Here is a 24,644-nt window from a genome sequence, read left to right on the forward strand (position 1 = left end):
TTTTTTATAAGAAATTTAACCTTACATAAGAGGACCAAAAATTTTCATAAAGGCTCCAAAAAGCCTGTAATAAATTGGTAGAGCCTCATAGTCTTCCATGCTTACCTCTTTTGAAATCAAAAGAGTATTTCTAAAATCTTCCCCTATGTCAAATACACTTTCTTCTCCGCATATAAAAATTCCATTTTCATAATTTAAATGAAAAGAACGAAAATCCATGTTTACAGTTCCTACAGTTGCCACTTTTCCATCTACCATCATAACTTTTGAATGAATAAAACCAGGTCTGTATTCATAAATTCTTACGCCCTCTGGAAGTAAGTCTTTAAAATGGCTTCTTGCAACGGCGAAGGGAATTTTTTTATCTGGAATATGAGGGATTATAATCCTCACATCCACTCCCCTTTTTGCAGCAAAAGTTAAAGCTACAATCATTTCATTATCGAGTATAAGATAGGGACTCATAATGTGAATGTATTTTTTTGCAGAATATGCCATGTGCAAATAAACATTTTTAGCAAGACTTTCTCCATCTCCTGGAGCATCTGAATAGGGAATAATATAATCTTTGGAATAAATCTCTTCAAATTGGTCCTCTTGCAACCTTTTTTCGTAATCTTTATTTCCATCCTTAAAAATATTCCACATTTGCAAAAATATTGCCGTCATGGTTTTTACTGCAGGTCCTTTAATTTTTATAGCATTGTCCTTCCAATTTCCATAATAATTTACAAGGTTTGCATACTCGTCTGCAAAATTTATTCCTCCAGTGAAGGCCACTTTATTATCTATAACAAGGACCTTTCTGTGATCCCTGTTGTTTTGATAAGTTGAAAGTATTGGTGCAACGGGAGAAAATACTTTTACATCTATACCCGCTTCTGTTAAATCTTCCTCAAAATCCTTAGGCAAGTTAAACATTGTAATGGCATCAAACATAAATCTTACTTCAACACCCTCTCTTGCCTTTTCTTTTAAAATAGAAATGTATTGGTCTAAAATTTCTCCGGATTTTAAAATAAAATATTCAGAATAAATAAAATCCTTAGCCTTTCTAAGCTCAGCGAACATTTCATCAAAAGCATATCTGCCTTCGCTGTAATATTCCACTGGAGAATTGTCATAAACTGGATAAGGACCCAGATTATATAAATATTGTGCCAGTTCTTTAAAGTTTTCCTTTTCTTCTTCCATTTTTTTTAAAACTTTCTCATTTTGTTTTAAATAGGGTCTTGTCCTTTTTATATTTAATTTTAAATTTTCTATTGTAATTTTATTTCCCGGTATTGTGTGCAAAAATAAATATAAAAGAGATCCAAATATGGGAAAAACTGCAATAGGAATTAGCCAAGAAATTTTATATGCTGGATTCATATCCTTATCAACAATATGAACCGTCATAAAAATTGTAAGCAGAGCCATAAAAGGCGCTGAAAAATTAAGAAGTTTATCTTTAAACCAAATAAAAATTGCCATAACAACTAATATTTGAATTAAAAGTAAAATTCCTATTAAAACAATAGGTCTGTCCTTAAAATTTCTACTTAATTTTTTAGCCCTTTGCTCATATTTTTGTCTAAATTCCTTCTTTACCTTTTTAGGCAATAAATTACTCAATTACCTTCAGCTCCTTGGGATAATTGTTTAAAACTTTAACTCCATCTTCTGTTACCAAGACGAGGTCTTCAATCCTTACTCCACAAACTCCTGGTTTGTAAATTCCAGGCTCAATAGAAAAAATATTTCCAACTTTTGTAAAATTGTCATTTGTAGATGAAATATCGCCGCTTTCGTGACATTCCATACCTATAAAATGACCTGTCCTATGGGTAAAATATTGGCCATATCCTGCATCTTCAATAACTTTTCTAACAGCCTTATCTATGTCTGAAATTTTGACGTTGGGTTTTACCATGGATATGCCTTTTAAGTTTGCCTTTAAAACAGTGTTATAAATTTTTTTCTGTTCAGAACTTACAGACTTGTAAAAAAATGTCCTTGTCATATCTGAACAATATCCATTTTTAACACAGCCCATATCAATAACAATACTTTGGCCTTCTTCTTTTTTATTGTCATTTGTCATATGGTGGGGGTCCCATGAACCTTCCCCATATCCTACAATAGTTTCAAAAGATTTATCTTCTGCTCCAAGATCCTTATAAACTCTATCTAAAAAATCGCACATTTCAAGTTCACTTAAATCTTCAGAAAGTTTTTCTTCCATTTTGCCCATAGCTTCATCATTAAGTCTTGAAGCTTCTTCCATAAATTCTATTTCTTTTAAATCTTTTACAGCTCTTAAATCATCTATCATAAAGGAACCTAACTTATAAGTTTTATCCCCTTCCATAAGATTTAAGAGAAATCTTGCAGGCATATTTTTATCAATGCCTAGGATTTTTGCCTCTTTTATTAAATTTTTAAGACTTTCAATAGGCTTATCTGTGTCTGTATAGACAACAGGATTTAAATCTTCTTCAATTGGTGGAAATAATTTATTTGCAAAAACATTTATTTCTCCTTTAGAATTAATCCTTAAAGCATAAAATCTTTCCCCTGGTTCAATATAAATTGAAGTTAAATATTTTATAGCAAAGGGGTCTGTAATAATTATTTCATCAAAATTATTATCTTTTAATTTTTCTATTAGTTTTTGTATTTTTTCTTTTTTCATAATTTTTTATTAATCTCGCATTTCACTATAAGAGAATTTTTTGGAATTTCAATAGGAAATTCTTCCGGCATAACTTGGCATGAACCTTGAAATAAAATTCTCTTGTCATCTTTATCTTTAAAAGATATAAGTACATTTTTACATTTTTCTATCATCTCACAAATATTTTTTTTGTAGGGAATATAAAAATAAAGATAATCTCCTAAGAAAAATTCCATATCCAAATTTACAGGAGAATCTCCATCTAAGAAAGAAACTCTCAAACTTCTCATACTTTTTAAAAGTTCAGTATCCATGCTACCTCCTTATGTTTTTCTATATGCTATAATATCACAAGGAGGTAATTATGAAAAACTTTAATTTAATAGATGAAAAATATATAGAAGATGTTCATTCAAAAGTTTCTTATTATGAGCATATAAAAACAAAAGCAAAAATAGTAACTCTTGAAAATAATATGGATAATCTTGCCTTTGGAATAGGCTTTAGGACTCCTCCTAAAGATTCCAGCGGAGTTGCCCATATAATTGAACATTCTGTTCTTGGAACTTCAAGAAAATATAAAACAAGAGAACCTTTTTTCGACCTTGTTAAGGGAAGTCCCAACACTTTTTTAAATGCTATGACTTTCCCGGACAAGACAATTTATCCATTTTCAAGTAAAAATAAAAAAGATTTTTATAATCTTTTAGATGTTTACTTAGACTGCGTTTTATATCCTGGAATTTATGAAACCGATAAAATCTTTAAAAGAGAAGGCTGGCACTATGAACTTAGAGATAAAAATGATCCTATTATAATAAATGGAATTGTCTACAATGAAATGAAGGGTGCCTATGCTTCAGAAGATGAGCAAGTTTTTGATGCCTTAAACACTAGCTTATTTAAAGGCACAACTTATGGGGTTGATTCTGGTGGAAATCCTCAAGATATTCCAAATTTAACTTATGAGGCCTTTTTAAATTTCCATAAAACTTATTATCATCCTTCCAATTCTTATATTTACCTTTCAGGTAACCTTAATATGGAGGAAGCTTTAAGTTTTATAGACGAAAATTATCTTTCTCATTTTGAATACAAAAAAATAGATTCTCAAATAAAAACAAGAGAACCTATAAATGAAATTCGCCAAATTAATTTTGAATATCCAGCCTTAGAAATTTCTAAAAATAAAGATTATCTTGGCCTTGCCATTCTTACGGGAAAATATGACTCTGCCTTTGATTGTATAATTAATCAATTTTTAGTTGAGCTTCTTTTAAACACTGATGCCTCTCCTTTAAAAAATGCTCTTTATAAAAAAGGACTTGGCCTTGATGTTTATGGCACAAATATTGATAATTATGAACTTGCTATAAGCATTATGGCAAAATATGTTGACGGAAATAGAAAAGATGAATTTTTAAATACCATAAATGAAACTTTAGAAGATTTAGTTAAAAATGGAATTGATAAGGATCTTTTAAGGGCAACTTTAAATAAGTTTGAATTTACCATTAGAAATGGTGGCGGTGCCAATGCACAAATTTATCGTTTTATTTGGGCAATGAGCAGATGGCTCTATGATGGAAGCCCCTTTGAAGGTTTAAATTTTTCCAAGGAATTTAAAAAACTTAGAAATTATATAGATGGAGATTTCTTTGAAAAATATATAGAGGAAAAATATTTAAAAAATCAGGATAAGGTCCTTTTAATTGCAAAACCTTCCACAGAAAAAAATAAAATTATTGAAGAAAAGCTAAGAAAAAAACTTGAACTTTACAAAAATTCTTTAAGCGAAGAAGAAATTGAAAATTTAATAAATTCAACCCTATCTTTTGATGAGTTTTTATCTAAGGAAGATAGTCCCGAAGCAAAGGCTAGCATGCCAAGACTTTCTTTAGATGATATTTCAAAGGATGTGGAAGAAATAAAAAGGTCTGTGGAAATTTATAAAGACTCTGAAATTTTAAAACACGATCAAGCTACTAACGGAATTACCTACGCCAATTTTTATTTTGACTCCTCTTTTATAGGAAATGAAGATTTATTTATTTATTCTGTAATGGATCTTTTAATAGGAAAACTTGACACCGAAAATTATTCTTATAAAGATTTGGATAATGAAATTTATAAAGTTCTTGGTAGTTTTTCTACAAGTCCCATGGTAACTTTAAAAAATAAAAGTAATGACCTTATTAGAAAATTCTTAGTTTCCTTCCCATTTTTAAGTGATAATGTTTCAAATGTTTTTAAAATTGTTGAAGAAATTATTTACAGAACAAAATTTGAGGATCTTAAGAGGATCAAGGATGTTTTAAATGAAGCTAAAAGCAAAATGGAAGATGACTTTATAAGCAAGGGACACCTTAAAGCTTCAGGTCTTGTTTCTTCTTATTACAGTAGGGTAGGAAAATATAATGAAATTATTAATGGCATTGAATTTTATCACAATCTTTGTGATTTAATTGAAAATATAGATAGGGATTTTGAAAAAATAAAATTAAAAATTCAAAAACTTTATGGAGAAATTTTTAACTCCAAAAATTTAATCCTAAATATTACCTGCGAAGAAAAATATTTAGAAGATTTAAGTCCCTTTAAAAAATTTATAGATGGACTAACTAACAAAAAAATTTCACCAGTTCCCTTTGAATTTAAGGAAGAAGCAAAAAATATTGCCTACACTTCCAGCAGTGATGTTAATTTTGTTGCTAAGGGTTATAACTACAAGGCCTTCTCAGAGGACTTAGACGGCTCTGTGGCAGTTCTAAAAAATATTTTGAGTAATGAGTACCTCTATAACGAAATTCGTGCTAAGGGAGGAGCTTACGGTCAAGGAATGTTAATTAACGATCAGGGTGATATGATTGCCTTATCTTATAGGGATCCTCAACTAAGTAGAACTTTAAAAGTTTATGATGAAATTCCAAATTATTTAAGAAATTTAAAAATGGATAAGCAAGATTTAATAAATGCAATTATAGGAGGAAGCATCTCTTATGATCCCAACCTTGCACCTGAAGATAAGGGTTTAGTTTCTGGTCTTAGATATATTAGAGGAATTGAAATCTCTGAAATTAAAAAGAAAAAAGCAGAAGCCCTTGCTACAAATCTTGAAAAATTAAAATCCTATGCTGATTTAATTGAAAAAGTTATGAATAAAAATTATTTAGGAGTTATAGGTAATAAAAATATTATTGAAGAAAATAAAAACATCTTTAAAAATATAAAAAGTCTTAAAAAATAAAAATATTAAAAAAGCTGATCGAACTTAAATCGGTCAGCTTTTTAAATATCAAATTTATATACAGGCCTTATTTTAAAATCTGTAAATTTTTCAGCATTTGTATAAAAATCTTTCCTATTTTCGCTTACTATATATTTTATATTTCCATTTAAAAATTTGAGAGTCCATTTTTTGTCCTCCATGTATTTTATAAAATAATTTTCAGCTAAATCATTAAGACTAATAACTTCTCCACTAACATGTTTTTTAAATCTATCTTTTATAAGAGAAAGACCTGTGTCAAATAAAAAAACATCTTTTTTGCCTCCTACAAGACTTTCAATTATCTTGTCACTTATATAAAGATTTCCTCCATCATTAACTGCGTTTATTAAAAGTTGCCCATCTACAAAATCATCTATTGAATAAAAATTTTTTAAGTTGCTCGCTCCTATAACTGTGTGACTTTTTAGCAAGTCTTTATAACTTTCAAAAGCCGTTACAACTTTTTGAATGCCATTTAAATAGTAAGCAAGAGTTGGATTGACAACTAAAATCACCTTGGGATTTTGATCTAAAAAATAATTTGCCCGAGCAAGGGCAATTGTCGATGCGGATTTTCTTCTTAATGCCATGGGATAAGATATGGTATCTGCAAAAAATACAAAAGATTCCCTATATAAATTTTTTCTTAAATTTTTTACCATTCCAATAGAGCCTATGGAATCATCATAGATGAAAATTTTATACATCTTCTCCTCCAAACCCATATACTTTATCATAAATATCCTTAAAATAATTATAGGCCCTTTTAAGATCTTCCTTATTCATAAAAATTCCAAAAAGACTCGAACCGCTTCCGCTTAATAGTCCTGCGGCATTAAAACTTGAAATTTTTTCTTTTAAATCATAAAGGTCCGGATGTTTTTCAAAAACCGGCTCTTCCATTTTATTTATTAGATTTTCCCTAAGACCATCCAAGTCCTTTGATAAAATAGAGGACCTTATTTTATTAAAATCAACCCTCTTATTATCTATCCTTATTTTTTCATAAACCTCTTTAGTAGAAATTTCATATCCAGGATTAATAAGTAGGATATTAAGCTTAGGTATTTGAATTTTTTGTAAAATATCGCCTATGCCCTCAGCTAAGAAAACTCCTCCATTTAAGCAGTAGGGAAAATCTGCCCCAATGTTTTTACCTATTTTTTCCAGTTCCTTTAAAGATAGATCTAAATCATAGGCAGAGTTTAAAAATTTTAAAGTATTTGCTCCGTTAAAAGTCCCCCCTGCAAGCCCTGCTCCATAGGGAACATTTTTTATAACCTTACAAGTAAAGGGTAAATCTTTATTGGTAAAATTTTTAAGAGCCAAATATGATTTATAAATAATATTATCTTCCAAACTTAGATTTTCTATACCCACCATTTCAATTTTAAGTTCAGTGGATTTTTCGAAAAACATTTCTTCAAATAAGGGAATTTGATACATTATTGTTTTTATATTATGATAGCCGTCTTGTCTTTTATTTATAATGTCAAGACCTATATTTATTTTAGCTTGAGAATAAACTTTCATAAGATGATTTTAACATAAATTTTACAATAAAAAAAAGAAGGCTCAGCCTTCTTAAGAAATTTTTTCTCTATATTCTTCTAAATCTATATCATCTTCAATAACAGAAATCATAACTGTTGAAGTGAGTACATCAGAATAGGTGTAAGATGAAGTTGTCATTTCAATTCCATTTTCAACTTCAACTACAAACAAACTGGGATACACCGCTTTAATTTTCCCAAATCTTGTGACATATTTCTTCCTACCTTTATTGGCTTTTAAGACAACTTTCTTACCAATATGTTGCGTAAGCTCTCTCTTGATCATTTCCATCTGGTTCATCCTATATCCCCTCTACTCTCTTTATTTTGTTTAAGTATACTATATTTAGTGGTCTATGTCAAGTAAAACTTTATATTGTACTATCTTCATTTTTGCTTGTCAATACGTTTTCACAAAATTTTTACAATTTATAAGTTTAAATTTTTTTCTTAAAATTTATAAAAATTTTAATCTTATAAATAATCCTTATGCTCTTTTAAAGCTCTCTTTTATAATATAAAATATGTTATAATTGTTTTAGTAAGAAGGTGATAATTTGTATTGCCCAAATTGTGGTCATATAGTAAATGCAGAAGACAATTATTGTAAAAACTGCGGAAAAAATCTCAGAAATGTCAAAGTTACCATAAAATCAAATGACAAAGACCAAATTGATATGGAAGAAACGAGAATCTTTAAGCCCCTTAGAAATGATGGTATTGATTCAACTTCACAAATCAAAGATATTATTAATGCAGTTGACAAAAAAGTCAAATCAAATATAGAAAATTACAAAAAAAACATAAATCTGAAACCTGAAAATCCCACTAAATTAGACAAAGAGATAAATGATTTATCAAAAGTTTTTGAAGAAGACATAAAAAAAGAAAAGAAGTCGGATACTAAAGTTGATTTTAATAAAGAAGACTTAACTTCAAAAATTTTAGAGGAAGAAAAAAAACCTATTTTAAAAGATTCAAAGGATATTAAAAATTCAGAAAATTTTAAGGAGAAAAGAGAAGAAATCGTAAAAAATCCTGAAAAACCTGAGGTTTCTCAGGAAAAAACAGATTTTTCCAAAAAGCCTGAAAAGAAAAAGAAATCCTTTAAAGAGCTTTTTAAAGATTTTATAAATGAAGAAGATGATGAATTCTCTATTTTTTCAGGTTTAGATAAAAAAAATAAAAACACTGACCATCTTCAAAATCAAAATATGAATGAAACTTTAACTGATCTTAATCCTATCAGCATGGAAAACACCATGAGCATTCCTAAGGTTGATTTGGAAGAAGAGTTAAAGAAAGCGGAAAAATTTCATCCTGATAAAAGTGATTTGATTTCTGATGATTTTAAAAATGTAGAAAATTTTATTAAAAAAGAATCTTCAAAAAATCTAAATAAAATTAAGCGTCACAATGAAGATATTACAGAAATCTCTCAAAATTTTGTAATAGATAAAGATGATACAAGTCAAGATTTTCTTTATAAGGACAAAGAAAAGAAAAAAAGTTCCTCTTCAAATACCAATAAGCCTTTAGACCAAAAGGAAGATTCAAAAAAAGTTTACCATTCAGATGCAAAAACTTTTTTTGAGCAGGTTAATGAAGCTTTAAAGGAAGAGGAAATTAAAAAAGCTGAAATCGAAAGAAACAAACCTATTAATAAAATTAAATCTTTTTTTGGAGATGCTGTTTCAAAAAATAAAGATAATTCTAAAAAACCAAAGAATTCTTTCCAAGAAAAGGAAACAATCATTTCTAAAGACAAATTTAAACATTCTAAAAGTGAGAAAACTAAAAAAAATTTAGAATTTAAAAATTTAGATTTGGAAAATATGGGAAATAAAATTTCTCTTGTTGATGAAAAAATTGCAAAAAAAGATAAAAATGCAAAAATTGCAATGATAATCATAATGTTTATCTTAGATCTTATTGCTGTGAGTCTTGCTTACAAAAAATTTTTTATAGGAATAATTTTCATTCCTATTTTAAAAATTGTAATTAGTTTATTTGACCACTATCTTGCCTTTTCCATTGCCAGTGACAAAGTTTGGATAAAGGCAAACAAGGATACAATTTTAGACAAGGCTTTCTTTAATTGGTTTGTTTGCAGAGTTTTTATTTTTATATTATTTTTAATAAATCCCTTTGATGGAATTTTAAATTGGAGACCTATAGAAGCGATGACTCCAGGGCTTATCTCAACTGTACTTTTGTTTTTGCTTACTATTTTTATTGCTCTTAACCAATATAAACAAGAGCTCGAGTCTGCAGATAGAATCAATTTTATTGGTTGGTATATAGTTCCCTTTATAATAATAGAAATTGTTTCAAAATTATTTTTTATGCTTATTAATTTCATAATAATTTAAATTAAAATTGCTTTTTTTCTGCAATTTATAAAAAAAGAGATCTCTTTTCGAGATCTCTTTTTATTTATAAAATTATTTTTGTTCCAGTGTTCCTGCTTCATCATAACGAATATAGTTTTCGTATCTTTCTTTAGCATTCTTTTCTGCAATTTCATATAAAGTTTCTGCTCTTTCAGGGAATTTCTTCTTAAGTGAAGTGTATCTAACTTCTCCGTCAAGGAATTCTCTATATGGTCTTGTAGGTGCTTTAGAATCAAGAGTGAATGGGTTCTTTCCTTCTTCTTTAAGAGTTGGATTGTATCTGTATAGATGCCAATATCCTGTTTCAACTGCTTTCTTTTCTTCTTCAATTGAAACTCCCATGCCCTTTCTAATACCATGGTTGATACATGGAGCATAAGCAATTATTAGAGATGGTCCCTTATAAGCTTCTGCTTCTTTTATTGCCTTTAGTGCATGGTTTTTGTCTGCGCCTATTGCTATTTGAGCAACATATACATAACCGTAAGTTGTTGCCATAAGTCCTAAGTCTTTCTTTCTAACTTCCTTACCTGCTGCTGCAAATTGTGCAACTGCTGCAGTTGGTGTTGCTTTAGAAGATTGACCGCCTGTATTTGAATAAACTTCAGTATCTACAACAAGTACATTGATATCTTCTCCAGATGCAAGAACGTGGTCAAGTCCGCCATATCCAATATCATATGCCCAGCCGTCTCCACCTAATATCCATTGGCTCTTCTTGATTAAGAATCTCTTTAGACCCTTTAGATCATAGATAATGTCGTCTGCTTCTTTATTTCCATAAGTTTTATCTAAAGCTTCTTCAACTTTTACTGCTGCTGCTTTAGAAGCCTTATAGTCATCCATTCCTTCAATCCATGCCTTAAATGCTTCGTTAGCTTGATTATCAACATTTAATTCAATGAATTTTTCCATGTTAACTTTTATTAATTCTCTTGTTTGAGTTTGAGATACTGCCATTCCATATCCATATTCAGCATTATCTTCAAATAGTGAGTTTGCCCATGATGGTCCACAGCCATTTGAATCTTGGCAATATGGCATTGATGGTGCTGATCCACCCCAAATTGAAGTACAACCTGTTGCGTTTGCTATACTCATTCTATCTCCAAATAGTTGAGTTACAAGTTTTACATATGGAGTTTCTCCACAACCTGCACATGCTCCTGAGAATTCAAGGTGAGGCATAAAGAATTGTGAATTTTTAACATTGTTAGGTTCAAAGTTTTCTTGTTTAGAAGTTACGCTCATAGCGTAATCCCAATTTTTAGCTTGAACTTCAAGTTCACCTTCATATGGAACCATAACTAAAGCTTTTTCCTTTGCAGGACATACTTGAGCACAGTTTCCACATCCTGTACAGTCAAGAGGTGAGATTTGAATTCTATATTCAAAATCGCTTGCTCCCTTACCCATACCTTTTTTAGTTTCAAAAGTTTCAGGTGCGTTTGCCTTTTCTTCTGAATCAAGTAAGAAAGGTCTTATAACTGCGTGAGGACATACAAATGAACATTGGTTACATTGTATACAATTTTCAATTTGCCATTGTGGTACATTTACTGCAATTCCACGTTTTTCATAACGTGATGTGCCTGCTGGGAATGTTCCGTCTTCCATGCCTAGGAAAGCTGAAACAGGAAGTAAGTTACCTTCTTGTCTGTTTACAGGAATTAAAATCTTGTTTATGAATTCAGGAGCGCCTTCAATTTTGTGGCCTTCTTCAACTTCAGAGTTTTTCCAAGATTCAGGAACGCTTACTTGATGAAGAGCATCAATTCCTGATTCTACGGCTTTATAGTTCATGTTAACTATATCGTCACCCTTAGCACCGTAGTCTTTAACAATAGCTTTCTTTAATAGATCTACTGCTTGGTCAATTGGAAGTACTTCAGAAAGTTTAAAGAATGCAGATTGCATTACCATGTTTGTTCTTCCGCCTAATCCTATTTCAGCAGCGATTTTTGTTGCATTTATTGTATAGAATTTAATTTGATTTTCAGCAATATATTTCTTCATTGAGCCTGGTAGATGTTCTTCAAGAGAAGCATCATCCCAAGTAGTATTCATTAAGAATGTACCACCTTTTTTAAGGCCTCTTAAAAGATTGTATTGATATACATAAGATTGTTTTGAGCAAGAAATAAAGTCCATTTCACTTAATAAATAAGTTGATGTGATTCTATTTTTACCAAATCTTAAGTGAGACATTGTAACACCACCGGATTTCTTTGAGTCATAGTCAAAGTAACCTTGAGCGTACATATCAGTGTTGTCACCAATAATTTTAATTGCAGACTTGTTGGCACCTACAGTACCGTCTGAACCGAATCCCCAGAATTTACATCTGATTGTTCCTTTTGGTTCTGTTGTAATAACTTCATCAACAGGAAGTGAAAGATTTGTAACATCATCTTCTATGCCGATTGTAAAGTTATGTCTCGGATTTTCTTTGTTAAGATGTTTATAAACTGCAAGAATATGAGATGGGTTGGTGTCTTTTGAACCAAGTCCGTATCTTCCGCCTATAATAAGAGGTCTTTCTTTTTCATCATAATAAATATCTCTTACATCAAGGTAAAGAGGTTCTCCAATTGATCCCTTTTCCTTTGTTCTGTCAAGAACTGCTATCTTCTTTACAGTCTTAGGCATAGCATTCATGAAGTGTTCTTTAGAGAATGGTCTGTAAAGATGAACTTTTAATAGACCTACTTTTTCGCCTTTATCCATTAAATAGTCAACTACTTCTTCTATACATTCAGTAACTGAACCCATAGCTACTATGACTCTTTCAGCGTCTTCTGCTCCGTAGTAGTTAAATAGACCGTATTTTCTTCCGGTTAAATCAGAAATTTTATTTAAATAATCTTCTGTAATTCCAACTACATTTTCATAAAATCTATTTGAAGCTTCAACTTCTTGGAAATAGATGTCTGGGTTTTGTGCAGTACCACGAATTTGTGAACCATTAGGATTTAAAGCTCTTTCTCTAAATTCTCTTAGAGCTTTTTTGTCTACTAATTTTGCAAGATCATCGTAATCTAAAACTTCAATCTTTTGTACTTCGTGTGAAGTTCTAAATCCGTCAAAGAAGTGACAGAAAGGAACTCTTGATTTAATTGCAGATAAGTGAGCAACTCCTCCAAGATCCATAGCTTCTTGAACTGAACCTGAACAAAGAAGGGCAAATCCTGTAGCTCTTGCTGCCATAACGTCTTGGTGATCACCAAAAATTGATAGGGCATGTGAAGCTAAAGCTCTTGCTGCAACGTGAAATACGCCTGGTAAAAGTTCTCCTGCGATCTTATACATATTTGGAATCATTAAAAGAAGTCCTTGTGATGCTGTATAAGTAGATGTTAGTGAGCCTGCTTGTAAAGCACCATGAACTGCTCCTGCAGCTCCTGCTTCTGATTGAAGTTCTTTAACTAAAACTTCTTGTCCGAATATGTTTTTTCTTCCCTGTGAAGCCCAAGCATCAATGTGCTCAGCCATAGGTGAAGATGGTGTAATAGGATAGATACATGAAACATCGCTAAAGGCATATGCCACGTGAGCAGCTGCTTCATTACCATCCATGGTTTTAAATTTTTTTGCCATAATAACCTCCCATAAATATACACATAACTACAAAATAATTATAAAGCTAATAAATTATTTTTGCAATTTTTAGGTTTTAACAATCGATTTCATCGCGTATAAAAAAATTATATACTTTAAATTTTTTCTTTTATGTGACATGTATCACATTTGCTGATATTCACATTATCCTTTGAAAAATTTGTGAAATTTAAAAGATTTTATTTTAATAAATAAAAAAGGAGGATAAAATCCTCCTAATAAATTTATTAAATTTTTAAATTTCTCTAAGCTTATTTAAAATCATTCTTTGTTCAACAGATGCAATAAGCCTTCTTGTATATTCAACAGTGTCTGGATTTACTGAAATTGAAGTTATTCCACACTCAACTAAAAATTCCGCAAGTTCAGGATATTGACTTGGACCTTGTCCGCAAATAGAACAGGTTATTCCTTTTTTCTTTGCAGCATTTATAAGAATTTTTAAGGCTCTTTTAACGGATTCATTTCTTTCATCAAAATATCCCATATTATTAAGAACACCGTTATCTCTATCGGCTCCCATAACAAGTTGAGTTAAATCGTTGCTTCCTATGGAAAATCCGTCAACTAATTCTGCAAATTCTTCAGCTTGGAAAACTACTGCAGGAACTTCTGCCATTATCCAAATTTTAAAATTCTTAGATTGTTTTAGACCTTCTTCAGCCATGATTTCTTTAACTTTAATAAGTTCTTCTGGAGTTCTTACAAAGGGAAGCATTGCTGTTACATTTGTAAGACCGTATTCTTCTCTTACTTTTTTTATTGCACGACATTCAAGTCTGAAACCTTCTTCATATTCAGGTGAAATATATCTTGAAACTCCTCTCCATCCTATCATAGGATTTTCTTCAATGGGTTCAACTTCTTCTCCACCTTTTAAACCTCTAAACTCATTAGTCCTGAAATCACTCATTCTTACAGTTAAATTTCTTGGGAAGATTGCCTGAGCAACTTTTGAAATTCCCTCAGATAGTTTTTCAATCATTAAGTCGCCCTGACCAGTCTTTACTAAATACATAGGATGGGCTCCTATCATATTTGTAAAAATAAATTCAGTCCTCATAAGTCCTATGCCATCAAAGGGTAAATTTTTATACTTATTTATTAAACCTGGTTCTCCCAAATTCATATAAATTTTTGTAGCTGTAATAGGAGCACTCATTATTTGAACTGGAGAAACTTTAGTTTCTTCTGTTTTTTCTTCTTTTAAAACATCTCCCTCGTAAACAACTCCCCTTGTTGCATCAACAGTAACTGACATTTTATCTTTTAAAACATCAGTTGCATTTCTTGTGCCAACAATACATGGAATTTGAAGTTCCCTTGAAACAATTGCAGCGTGGCAAGTTCTTCCACCTTCATCCGTTACAACTGCTGCAGCTTTTTTCATAGCTGGAACCATATCTGGGTTTGTCATTTCAGTTACAAGTATGTCCCCTTGACTAACTTGATCTATTTCTTTTAAATTTTTAATATTTCTGACTTTTCCCCTTCCTATGCCGGGGCTTGCAGGTAAACCTTTAATAAGGGCTTTTAATTTTTCTTGACTTATGCCTTCATTATTTTCTTCTTTTTTATTTTGAATAGTTGTAATAGGTCTTGATTGTAAAAAATAAAATTCATCAGTATCGCTGTCAAAAGCCCATTCTGTATCTTGAACTTTGCCATAAATTTTTTCAATTTTTAAGCCCATTTCAATAAGTTTGTTAAGCTCTTTTTCAGTCAAACATTCTTTTTCAACATATTCGCTACCTAAATAATTTTTTACATCTACATATTCAGTGCCCACAGTTTCTTTTTTCTTAACAACCATGGTAATTTTTGAAGCTATATTTTTTTCTATAACCTCTTTTGTCTTTTTATTTATAATATATTCATCAGGAGTTACAGATCCTGAAACAACTGCTTCTCCCAATCCCCAAGATGCGTTTATCATCATTTCGTCAGTATTGTTGTTTATAGGATTTGCAGTAAACATTACACCTGCTTTTTTTGCATTGACCATTTTTTGAACTACTGCTGAAAGTTTTACATCAAAATGATCATAATGTTGTTTTTCTCTGTAATAAATTGCTCTTGAAGTCCATAGAGAAGCCCAGCACATTTTAACGTGTTTAATTAATTCTTCTTCTCCTCTTATGTGTAAGTAAGTATCTTGTTGGCCTGCAAAAGATGCATCAGGTAAATCCTCTGCTGTTGCCGAGCTTCTAACTGCAACTTCCGGATCCGTCATAGATATGCTTTTTGAAAATTCTCTATAAGCTGATCTTATTTCTTCTTCAAGTTCCGGTTTAATTTCAGCAGACATTATTTTATTTCTGATTTCCATGGAAATTTCATTCAAGGCATCAACATTGTCAACATCTAAAGATTCAATTAAAAATTGAACTACATCATCAAGTTCACCGTAATCTATAAATTCTCCATATCCTTCTGCAGTTACACAAAATCCAGGAGGAACAGGCAAACCATTAATTGTCATTTCTCCTAAATTTGCTCCCTTTCCACCCACTATTGACACATCATCTTTTTTAATTTCTTTAAAAAATTTAATAAATTTGTAATTCATTAGAGCCTCCTTAATAATATTATAACACTTTCAAATAATATGTCATCATATTTATTCTAAACCCAAATCTTTTCTAAGCTCTGCAATGGATTTTGTTGTAATATTTTTTTTGTCAATTTTGAATTCTTTTAAAAGGTCCTCCAAATCATTTTTATCTTTTAATTCAATTTCAAGATAAGGGCTTGGATATGAGTTTTTGTCCCATGTATCGAAATCAAATCTGGCATTTTTATAGGAGTAGGACTTCCTTATTTTATAGCCTCTATTAAAAATATTAAAACCTATAAGTTTTAAAATACTCATCATTTCTTCTAAGTTATCAAATTGTATTGTGTGTTCCAAACTTTGTCTTACCTTTAAATCTTTAACCTGTTCCTTAAAAGTAAGTTGGTAAATAGTTTTATTTGTTATACTGTTTAAACTTTTTCTAATTCTAAAGTAACCTTTTTCGCTTTTTATCTTTAATTTTTCCGAATTAATTCTAATATTTTCCTGTTCTTCTCTGCCTAAAAATTTAGCACCTGAAGATTTAAGTTTTTCTTCAAGTGCATCAAAATCAATTCCCAATACTTTTACTTCTAATTCTCGCTCCATATTTTTACCGCCTTAAAATCAATAAAATCACTGGAAACACATATAAATTGTGTTTCTTCAAATTTTCCTTCTACAACTTCGCTATGGCCCTCTCCATGGAGGTGCCCATAAATACAAATAAAGGGTTTGTACTTCACAATTAATTTTCCCATTTCATTTAATTCTTTATCTGCATTAAAGGGCGGATAGTGAACCATAGCAATAATTTTTTCCCCGGTTCTAGATTTAAAAGAATTTTCCATTCTTAAAAGTTCCCTGTTAAATATTTTTAAATCTTTACCCTGAAAATCTCTTGAGCTTTTATCAATCCAACCCCTTGTCCCGCAAATTGAAATATCTTTCCAATTAATACTGTTATTATTTATAAATTCTATAGTCTTATAGCCAAGTCCCTTTAATTTATTATTTGATGCCCACCAATAATCATGATTCCCCTTTGAAATAATTTTCTTTCCCTTTAATTTTTCAATTTTATCTAAATCATGGGTTACATCTTCTAAGTGTAGAGCCCAAGAAATATCTCCAGGTAATAAAATTAAATCATCCTCTTTTATATTTTCTTTCCAAAATTCAAAAATTTTTTCTTCATGGTTTATCCACTTAGGACCAAATACATCCATGGGTTTTTCTCCACTATTATCCATGTGAAGATCTCCTATTGCCCAAATATTCATAATTCTATCCTCTTTATGTTAAATTCAACTGCCTTTTCATAATCCCTTTTTGATGACGAAAATATAATTACTTGCCTTTCTTTTGAAATTTCTTTTAAGGTTTCATAAGTAAATTTTAATCTGTCATCATCAAAGGTTCCAAAAACATTATCTATAAAAAGGGGTAAGTTTTTTTTGGAAATAAATTTACAAAGGGCGATTCTAAATACAAAATACACCTGGTCGCAAGTTCCCTTTGAAAGAGAACTCAGTTCAACACTTCGTCCATTTTCCCTGTCAAAAACACTTAAATTTAAATTATCATCAAGATTTAAATTCTTATATTTTCCCCCGCTTATAGTTTCAAATAACTTTGATGTTTCTTCAATAAGTCTTGGAAGATAATTACTTTTATTTTTTTCCAAAACTCCCTCTAAAGCTTCAAGAGTTAAAGAATATACATTTAATTTTTCTTCCCTATCCTCTAAATCTTTTTCTAAAACTTCCAAATCTTCAGAAAGTTTCTGAGCTCTATCTAAATATTTTTCAAGATAGTTTATATCCCTATTAAGTTCTGAAAGTTTTAAGTTTAAATTGTTGAGTTTTTCTTTTAAAAGAGGTCCATCAAAATCTAAGTTTAAATCTTTCTTATTTAAACTTTCAAAATTCCTTCCCCTTAATTTTATATCAATTAAATTTTTAAGATCTTCTCTTCTTTTTCTTATGCCCTTTTCAGAATCGCTTTCTGAAAAAGCATTTTTAAGCTCATAAATATTGTCGAAACCCAAGTCATTTAGATAAATCTCAAGGTTTTTTAAAGATTCATCTCTTTGAGATTTTAATTGTAATAATTCCTCTTCATAATCTCTTTTTTCTTTTTTTGCAGTTTCAATTTTATATTCCTCAAGTTTTTTTTCTGCAACTTTATCCCTAAAGATATTTTCTAAATCTTCAATATTATCTGCCCCATACTTTTCAAACATGGATATAAAAAATGTATCCATATTTTTCTTTTCTGCTTGCTTTTCACGACTTTTTTGGGACATGATTTCAATTCTATCCCTTAATCTTTTATATACATCTCTTGAAACCCTGTATTTTATAATTCTAAGATAAATATAAATTCCCGACGGTAAAGTTAAAATAAGAAGAGGGTAAATTTTAAAAATTATACTTAAAATTATTAAAGCTAAAATTATAATTCCCTGTAAAGACATAAGGCTTATCATAGATTTTTGCTTAGTTTCCAAGTTTGAAACATCATTTTTAAGAGCAATGATTTCTTGGGAATAGTTTCTTGAGTTAAGTTGTCTTAGTCTGTCGAAAAGTTTTTGAGCTTTTTCATAATCATCTTGAAAATCTTTTTCCGGAAAATTTTCTTCAAGATTTTCTATGGATTTCTCCTGTAAAAAATCCATGCGATTTTCCAAATCATGAATCTTTTTATTTAAAAGAATTACCTTTTCATATTTTTCCCTGTCAATGGTTTTTATTTCTTTTAAATTTTCTAATTCTTTTTTAAGTTCTTTTACCCTATTAAAAGTTTCAAATTCTTCTTGTAGGTCGGCTTTTTCTATTTTTTCTGACAGATTCCCTATTTCTTCTTCTAACTCATTTAAGTTTTTTAAGCTTTCCCTATAGAGCTTTAACTTATCTTCTAAGTTTAGAAGCTCAGTTTTTTTATCATTTATTTGAGAATAAATTTTCCCGATTTCCGAAGATCTTAAAGACCTGTCTCCTAGTTTTTTTATCTGATCTTTTAAGATTTTAACTGCATTTATTCCTCTATCGCTGTTTTTTAAACTTGAACTTTGATTTATTATTTTTTTGCCAATAAATTCTTTTGCATTTTGATTTATAAGAAGGCTGTCTTCATTGATAAAAAGGGTATTTCTAAAAACTTCCGAATTTATATCCAAAAAAATTTGTCCCGGTTGAGATACTTTTGAATCTTTAAATAAGTTTTTATCCTCAGATAAATTTTGGCCTCTAGTAAGATTTAAAATCTTTGTTTCATCTCTTGCAAAGTCCCTTTCAATTCTAAAAAGATCTCCATCTTCTATTTCTATATAACCCCTATAAATTTCACTGTTCCAGGGTCTATACTTATCTAATTTTTCCGTATAAAGCCTTCTTTTTAAAGAGTCTTTTGAAAATCCATAGAGAACCCCTTCTATAAAGCTGTGGATTGTTGATTTTCCATCTTCATTTTTCCCATATATTAAATTTATATTTTCATCTAAATTTATTTCTTTTTCTTTAAATTTTCCAAAGGATAATAAGTTTATTTTTTTTATTATCATATTAATCTCCCAGCAAAAGTTTCACTGCAAGGTCAAGGGCCTTATCCTTATAGGGACTTTGAGAATTTTTAAGATCTTTAAAAACATTTTCTATATAGGTGTTTTTATTTTCTTCAATTAATTTATCTATTTCATAATATTTTTCTGTTTTATCTATAATTTCAAAGTCAAATCTACTTTTTATAGTTTTTATATAAAAGTCTTTTTCAGAATTTTTGCCTAAAAGTTCCAATCTGTATATTGTATCTTTATTAAGACCACTAAGCTCTTCCAATATTTCATTTATATTTTTTTCACTAATGTCAACCTTATAATTTTCAAGTTTTTTTATTTGGCATTCAACTTGTTTTGTAGTTAAAGTTTTATCTTTTAAATTTCCATAAATGTAATATCTGGGCCCTGTTTCTTTAAAGCTTAAGCCTTCAGGAGAACCTGGATAAAATATTTTTTCATTGATTTTCATAAATTTGTGAATATGTCCTAAGGCTACATAATCAAAGTCTCTTATTTTTTCAATATTTATTGGCAAATAGTCATCAAGACCATCAACTGTTCCATGCATAACTAAAATATTGTTATAATTTTTATCTAAATCAAAATTTAAGTCATAATCCTTATAAAGATCTTTTTCCCATGAAAAACCATAAATTCTAAGATTAAATTCATCAAATTGAAAATATTTTTTATAGGGCGGAAATACAAATACATTTTCAGGAAGTTTTATATTTTTAAAAACCGAATCCTCTTTATAATGGTCATGATTTCCAAAGGCTATAATAATCCTTGCCTTTGTATTTTTAAAGGCCTCTGAGAGCCTATGAATGTCTGAGAGAGTAAAATATTCCCTTTCATATAAGTCGCCACTTATCATTAAAAAATCAACTTCATTTGAAGCTTCAATTATTTTTTCAAGACATTTCCATTGATCTTCTCGTCTCAAATTTTTATCTATATTTATATTTTTAAAAATTCTCTTTAAATGTAAGTCTGCAGTATGTATAAATTTCATCATATCACCAAAATAATTATAACATAGTAAACAAAAAAATAAGTGTAGGGCTTTTACCTACACTAATTTTTCTTTTTTATTTAAATTATAAAATTTTATTCTAAGGGAAGCAAAATAGCTGCAATAACATAAACCCACAAACTTAAACCGCCGAACATAAATAAAATGACTGCTATAAGTCTTACTGTTGATGAGCTTATTCCTAAATATTCAGCAAGTCCTCCGCAAACTCCTGCAATTATCCTATCTGATGATGAACGATGTAACTTATCCATATTATTCCTCCATATAAGTATCATTGATATTTTTATTATACCCAAATTTTTTTGCTATAAGCAAAGCTTCTTTACTATTATTATTAAATACTTAGATTAAGAACTTATTAATTAATTCTAAAAATTTTCTAAAAAAAACTCGGACTGAATCCGAGTTAATTTTTTTATTTTATTTTACAATTCTTGTTGCGTTTGTATAACATGATGCATAATAATCTTCTGTTAAATTATTTATTGTTACTTGTTTTTTTCCTGTAGAAGAGTGAACGAAATCTCCGTTTCCTATATACATACCAACATGGGATACTCTTGATGTGCCTGTTGTTGCAAAGAAAACTAAATCTCCTGCTCTTAAATCATTTTTATCAACTTGCATTCCATATTGAGACATATCTGATGATGTTCTTGGTAGATTTACTCCTAAAGTATTTTTATAAACACTGTATATAAGTCCAGAACAATCATATCCTTCTTTTCCTACATCTCCCCATACATAAGGTGATCCTATTTTATCAAGAGCAAGTTCAACTGCTCTTTTACCTGTTTCAGATCCCTTTAAATCTTTAGATTCAAAAGAATTTGCATTTGAAGCAAGTTTTCTTAAAGTATCTTCATCTTTTTTAAGAGTTTCTTCTGTTACAAGATTTACTTCTCTGTTGATTTTTTCTCCACTCTTTAAGCTTAATTTATCTGCTTTTACTGTATAAAGTATATTATTTAAATTTATTATAAATTTACTGTCTTTGTAATCAACTATGTTTACATTTAAATCTTTATCAAGCTTTACAGATTTCTTTCCATCAGTTGAATTTGCATTTGTAGCTGAAAGTATAGAGGCCGGTGTTAAAACAGGTCTATTTCCTTGAGATTTTAATTGTACAAACTCTTTGGAAATTGTTCCCGTTTCATTGTCAAGGCTTCTTACTTTTAAAGTTTGGCCTAAATCTTCAACAAGAACAACATCTTCGCCTACAAATAAATTCCTAATAAGGGCGTCTCCATCTTTTAAAGCTGTAGCTTTCGTTACTGTATATGTAACAACATTTACATTCTTTAAAAGAATTTTTGACTTAGGCACAGTTACTTTAGCCTTGCCTTTTTGAACTATGTAGCCATCGTCAACAGCTTTTATTATGTTTGCCTCTTCTTCCAATTCAAAATAAATTTTATTACCTGAATAAGTCGGCTGAACGTGTTCATTAATAAAAATCCCTGTATCTTTAAGGCCTAATAATGATACTGCACAAAGTGCTATGACCCCAAGGGGAAACTTTCTATTCATCTTAAACATTACAACTCCTTATTAATTTAATAATTTTGCTTAATTAAGTATAACAAACTGGTTACAAAAATTCAAGAAAAAGTAACAAAAAGGTTAAAATTTCACAATTGAAATTTTAACCTTTTCAAAAAAACTTCTATAAAGCTTGAAAATTGGAGATTCTTTAAAAAACTATTTTTTAATATTTTTTTAAAATTTCACAATTCTCCCTATGTATTAAAAACCGACTTGCGGTTTTTAAGTAAATCTATAAGCTGCGTTCTGTCTGTTCGACCATCTATCTAATCTTATAGTTGCCTATAAGCTCAAGCGACCTACCTACCGGGAGATACGAGCAGCATCTCTATTCCTATTTGGTCTTGCTCCGAGTGGGGTTTACAGGGCATCTATATCACTATAGATCCGGTGAGCTCTTACCTCGCCTTTCCATCCTTACCTTTTCAGGCGGTTTATTTCTGTTGCACTTGCCTTGGAGTCGCCTCCACCTGTCGTTAACAGGCACTCTTGCTCTGTGGAGCGCAGACTTTCCTCGCTTACGCGCGGTCGATCGATTTACTTTTAAAGTATAACAAAAAATTCTAATTTAAACAATTTTCAAATTCTAATTTTCGTCTTTTAAGGAAAGAGGTTTATCTATAATTTGACTGAAAATAAATCCTTTTACAAAATTTTCTCTCATGTTTTCTTTGTAATTATTTTCTTCAAACATTTCTTTTTCTTTTATAATTTGTTGATTTAAAGCTTCTTTTTGTTTTTGGTCTTCTTCTTCTTTTTTTACCTTATACTCAGCCAATCTCTTATTAAGAGGCTTATCTAAGTCAAGACCAGATTTTTCGCTTTTTTTATTTAAGTATGGATCAGTATTTCTGAGGGAGCCTTGAAAATAATCATCATCAACTTCGTCAAATTTTTTATAAACATCGCTTCCTTCACATTCATCATCGGATTTATAAATATTTTGAGAAAATTGGGAAGATTTTTCCTTTATATTCTTTTTATTTTTATTTATATTTCCAATTACTTTTCCAAGTTCGATTTGTTCTTCATTAAGGGCAAAAGATTCTAAAATTTGATCTACAAAGGTAGAATTTTTTTTATTCCCCTTTGCTCTTGTTTTATTAATATCACTAATATCCTGAGATTTTCTCATTTGATTCGTTTTTTTATTTTTAACATTTCTTTTTTTCTTTTTTTTGTTTATTAATGAATAAAGATCATACCCTAAAACAAAAATGAATACTAATAATCCAAAACTCATAAAATCTCACTCCTACAACTTTAAAAACTTATTTTTCAAGAACTTCAATAGCCTTTTTTAGTTGATTATCTGTGTCTAAATGTTCTATTCCTATTCCCTTTACATTTTCAGGCAACTTTACTTCAATGTCAGGCTTTATACCTTTTTTGTGAATATTTTCTCCACTTGGTGTGAAATATTCAGAGGTTGTTATTTTTAAACCACTTCCATCTGGAAATGGGAATACAGACTGAACAATTCCCTTACCAAAACTTTTTTCCCCTATTAATGTACCCATTTTAAAATCTCTTATAGCACCTGCAAGAATTTCAGAAGCTGATGCACTTCCTCCGTTAATTAAGACTGCCATGGGTAAATTTACATATTCTTTGTCGCTCTTGTAATCAAAAACTACTTGACCATCTCTATTCTTAGCGGAAACAATGGTTCCTTCCGGTAGAAGTTCGTTGGCAATTTTTTCAACACTGTCAACGGTTCCCCCTGGATTTCCCCTAAGATCAATTATAAGTCCCTTTACGTTTTTTTCTTTTAAGTTATTAAGAGCTTTTGTAAATTCATCATAAGTGTTGTCATTAAATTGAGTTATACCTATATAGCCTAAATCTTTAATTGTATTTGAAATTACCGTTTCCAGTTTAATTTCATCTCTTTTTACGTCAATATCTTTTGTTTCTTTTGTAGAGGGTCTATAAATAGTAATCTTTACACTTGTACCCTTATCTCCTTTTATTTTAGCAACTGCAGCTTGCAGGTCATTTCCCGAAACAGGTTCTCCATTTACTTTTAAAATAAGATCTCCTGTTTTTATGCCAACCTTTTCAGCCGGTGTATCTTTAATAGGAGCAATTACTAAAATCTGACCTTCTTCATTAGATGAAACGGAAACTCCTATTCCAAAAAATTTTCCATTTGTCTGTTCAGCAAGAGCATCAAAGTCTTCTAAAGTTAAATATTCAGAATAAGGATCTCCTAAGGATGCAACCATACCTTTTAACTCTCCCTGGCGAAGTTTTTCCTTATCAACCTTATATAAAAAATCATCTTCTACTTTTTTTTCTAAAAATTTCATTTTTTGAAGATGCATTTTTTCTTCATCTTTTGTTAAATTATAAAAATATCCTGAACTTGCTAATTTAAAAGTTCCATAGTTTGTAAAAACAAGAAGAATTAAAACAATAATAATATTTCTAATTTTTTTCATTTATTC

Annotated in this window: 18 protein-coding genes and 1 other RNA gene; 2 read left to right on the forward strand and 17 right to left on the reverse strand. The window is 29.9% G+C overall.

Annotated features, from left to right (window positions below; genetic code table 11):
- Positions 1–21 precede the first annotated feature (21 nt).
- The 3 genes from cls to J2S72_RS04180 are packed head-to-tail and all read right to left on the reverse strand — an operon-like array spanning position 22 to position 2,973.
- On the reverse strand, positions 22–1,617 hold the full coding sequence (cls, locus tag J2S72_RS04170; protein WP_307495030.1) for a cardiolipin synthase: 1,596 nt from the start codon (positions 1,615–1,617) through the stop codon (positions 22–24).
- Positions 1,610–2,677 (reverse strand): M24 family metallopeptidase, encoded by a 1,068-nt coding sequence (locus J2S72_RS04175; protein WP_307495031.1) that lies wholly within the window; start codon positions 2,675–2,677, stop codon positions 1,610–1,612. The genes cls and J2S72_RS04175 overlap by 8 nt, the downstream gene beginning before the upstream one ends.
- A complete protein-coding gene (locus J2S72_RS04180; RefSeq protein ID WP_307495032.1) occupies positions 2,674–2,973 on the reverse strand; it encodes a hypothetical protein in 300 nt (99 codons plus the stop codon). Before J2S72_RS04180 ends, J2S72_RS04175 begins: the two co-directional genes overlap by 4 nt.
- A 50-nt stretch (positions 2,974–3,023) precedes the next feature.
- Here J2S72_RS04180 and J2S72_RS04185 point away from each other — a divergent pair, with 50 nt between their 5' ends.
- Positions 3,024–5,906, forward strand: a complete 2,883-nt coding sequence (locus tag J2S72_RS04185) for an insulinase family protein (protein ID WP_307495033.1) — start codon at positions 3,024–3,026, stop codon at positions 5,904–5,906.
- 41 nt (positions 5,907–5,947) lie between these two features.
- Here the strand turns inward: J2S72_RS04185 and J2S72_RS04190 are convergent, their stop codons facing one another.
- Genes J2S72_RS04190 through J2S72_RS04200 form a run of 3 tightly spaced genes read right to left on the reverse strand, consistent with a single transcriptional unit; the run spans position 5,948 to position 7,784 of the window.
- Positions 5,948–6,637 (reverse strand): hypothetical protein, encoded by a 690-nt coding sequence (locus J2S72_RS04190; RefSeq protein ID WP_307495034.1) that lies wholly within the window; start codon positions 6,635–6,637, stop codon positions 5,948–5,950.
- Complete coding sequence (gene ispE, locus J2S72_RS04195; RefSeq protein WP_307495035.1) at positions 6,630–7,463, reverse strand: 4-(cytidine 5'-diphospho)-2-C-methyl-D-erythritol kinase; 834 nt, start codon at positions 7,461–7,463, stop codon at positions 6,630–6,632. The genes J2S72_RS04190 and ispE overlap by 8 nt, the downstream gene beginning before the upstream one ends.
- Positions 7,464–7,514: 51 nt before the next feature.
- The gene (locus tag J2S72_RS04200) at positions 7,515–7,784 is read right to left on the reverse strand and encodes a Veg family protein (RefSeq protein ID WP_036739912.1); all 270 of its coding nucleotides are present in this window, start codon (positions 7,782–7,784) and stop codon (positions 7,515–7,517) included.
- 256 nt (positions 7,785–8,040) lie between these two features.
- Between J2S72_RS04200 and J2S72_RS04205 the strand changes: the two genes are divergently transcribed.
- Positions 8,041–9,855: a zinc ribbon domain-containing protein gene (locus tag J2S72_RS04205; protein ID WP_307495036.1), complete on the forward strand. Its 1,815-nt coding sequence runs from the start codon at positions 8,041–8,043 to the stop codon at positions 9,853–9,855.
- Between the two features lie 72 nt (positions 9,856–9,927).
- Here the strand turns inward: J2S72_RS04205 and nifJ are convergent, their stop codons facing one another.
- The 11 genes from nifJ to J2S72_RS04260 all read right to left on the reverse strand — a co-directional run bounded on the left by nifJ (position 9,928) and on the right by J2S72_RS04260 (position 24,638).
- A complete protein-coding gene (nifJ, locus tag J2S72_RS04210; RefSeq protein ID WP_307495037.1) occupies positions 9,928–13,473 on the reverse strand; it encodes a pyruvate:ferredoxin (flavodoxin) oxidoreductase in 3,546 nt (1,181 codons plus the stop codon).
- A gap of 256 nt (positions 13,474–13,729) precedes the next feature.
- Entirely contained in the window at positions 13,730–16,063 is a 2,334-nt protein-coding gene (ppsA, locus tag J2S72_RS04215; RefSeq protein ID WP_023055740.1) for a phosphoenolpyruvate synthase, read from the reverse strand.
- A 51-nt stretch (positions 16,064–16,114) separates the two neighbouring features.
- A complete protein-coding gene (locus tag J2S72_RS04220) occupies positions 16,115–16,657 on the reverse strand; it encodes a class IV adenylate cyclase (protein ID WP_023055750.1) in 543 nt (180 codons plus the stop codon).
- Positions 16,642–17,331: a metallophosphoesterase gene (locus tag J2S72_RS04225; protein WP_307495038.1), complete on the reverse strand. Its 690-nt coding sequence runs from the start codon at positions 17,329–17,331 to the stop codon at positions 16,642–16,644. Before J2S72_RS04225 ends, J2S72_RS04220 begins: the two co-directional genes overlap by 16 nt.
- On the reverse strand, positions 17,328–19,613 hold the full coding sequence (locus J2S72_RS04230; RefSeq protein WP_307495039.1) for an ATP-binding protein: 2,286 nt from the start codon (positions 19,611–19,613) through the stop codon (positions 17,328–17,330). Before J2S72_RS04230 ends, J2S72_RS04225 begins: the two co-directional genes overlap by 4 nt.
- A gap of 1 nt (position 19,614) precedes the next feature.
- Positions 19,615–20,622: a metallophosphoesterase family protein gene (locus J2S72_RS04235; protein ID WP_307495040.1), complete on the reverse strand. Its 1,008-nt coding sequence runs from the start codon at positions 20,620–20,622 to the stop codon at positions 19,615–19,617.
- A 95-nt stretch (positions 20,623–20,717) separates the two neighbouring features.
- Positions 20,718–20,897: a PspC domain-containing protein gene (locus tag J2S72_RS04240; RefSeq protein ID WP_023055741.1), complete on the reverse strand. Its 180-nt coding sequence runs from the start codon at positions 20,895–20,897 to the stop codon at positions 20,718–20,720.
- A gap of 169 nt (positions 20,898–21,066) precedes the next feature.
- On the reverse strand, positions 21,067–22,188 hold the full coding sequence (locus J2S72_RS04245) for a C40 family peptidase (protein WP_023055739.1): 1,122 nt from the start codon (positions 22,186–22,188) through the stop codon (positions 21,067–21,069).
- 225 nt (positions 22,189–22,413) lie between these two features.
- Positions 22,414–22,738: RNase P RNA component class A (gene rnpB / locus J2S72_RS04250), an RNA gene on the reverse strand.
- 42 nt (positions 22,739–22,780) lie between these two features.
- Positions 22,781–23,437: a hypothetical protein gene (locus J2S72_RS04255; RefSeq protein ID WP_307495041.1), complete on the reverse strand. Its 657-nt coding sequence runs from the start codon at positions 23,435–23,437 to the stop codon at positions 22,781–22,783.
- 28 nt (positions 23,438–23,465) lie between these two features.
- On the reverse strand, positions 23,466–24,638 hold the full coding sequence (locus J2S72_RS04260) for a S41 family peptidase (protein ID WP_307495043.1): 1,173 nt from the start codon (positions 24,636–24,638) through the stop codon (positions 23,466–23,468).
- Positions 24,639–24,644 lie beyond the last annotated feature (6 nt).

Source organism: Peptoniphilus koenoeneniae, assembly GCF_030812875.1.
Taxonomy (GTDB): domain Bacteria; phylum Bacillota; class Clostridia; order Tissierellales; family Peptoniphilaceae; genus Peptoniphilus_B; species Peptoniphilus_B koenoeneniae.

Bases quoted from the DNA above. Each gene is read 5' to 3' on its own strand.
- J2S72_RS04175 (WP_307495031.1), bottom strand. From the start codon at position 2,677: ATGAAAAAAGAAAAAATACAAAAACTAATAGAAAAATTAAAAGATAAT.
- J2S72_RS04180 (WP_307495032.1), bottom strand. From the start codon at position 2,973: ATGGATACTGAACTTTTAAAAAGTATGAGAAGTTTGAGAGTTTCTTTC.
- J2S72_RS04185 (WP_307495033.1), top strand. From the start codon at position 3,024: ATGAAAAACTTTAATTTAATAGATGAAAAATATATAGAAGATGTTCAT.
- J2S72_RS04190 (WP_307495034.1), bottom strand. From the start codon at position 6,637: ATGTATAAAATTTTCATCTATGATGATTCCATAGGCTCTATTGGAATG.
- ispE (WP_307495035.1), bottom strand. From the start codon at position 7,463: ATGAAAGTTTATTCTCAAGCTAAAATAAATATAGGTCTTGACATTATA.
- J2S72_RS04200 (WP_036739912.1), bottom strand. From the start codon at position 7,784: ATGAACCAGATGGAAATGATCAAGAGAGAGCTTACGCAACATATTGGT.
- nifJ (WP_307495037.1), bottom strand. From the start codon at position 13,473: ATGGCAAAAAAATTTAAAACCATGGATGGTAATGAAGCAGCTGCTCAC.
- ppsA (WP_023055740.1), bottom strand. From the start codon at position 16,063: ATGAATTACAAATTTATTAAATTTTTTAAAGAAATTAAAAAAGATGAT.
- J2S72_RS04220 (WP_023055750.1), bottom strand. From the start codon at position 16,657: ATGGAGCGAGAATTAGAAGTAAAAGTATTGGGAATTGATTTTGATGCA.
- J2S72_RS04225 (WP_307495038.1), bottom strand. From the start codon at position 17,331: ATGAATATTTGGGCAATAGGAGATCTTCACATGGATAATAGTGGAGAA.
- J2S72_RS04230 (WP_307495039.1), bottom strand. From the start codon at position 19,613: ATGATAATAAAAAAAATAAACTTATTATCCTTTGGAAAATTTAAAGAA.
- J2S72_RS04235 (WP_307495040.1), bottom strand. From the start codon at position 20,622: ATGAAATTTATACATACTGCAGACTTACATTTAAAGAGAATTTTTAAA.
- J2S72_RS04240 (WP_023055741.1), bottom strand. From the start codon at position 20,897: ATGGATAAGTTACATCGTTCATCATCAGATAGGATAATTGCAGGAGTT.
- J2S72_RS04245 (WP_023055739.1), bottom strand. From the start codon at position 22,188: ATGTTTAAGATGAATAGAAAGTTTCCCCTTGGGGTCATAGCACTTTGT.
- J2S72_RS04255 (WP_307495041.1), bottom strand. From the start codon at position 23,437: ATGAGTTTTGGATTATTAGTATTCATTTTTGTTTTAGGGTATGATCTT.
- J2S72_RS04260 (WP_307495043.1), bottom strand. From the start codon at position 24,638: ATGAAAAAAATTAGAAATATTATTATTGTTTTAATTCTTCTTGTTTTT.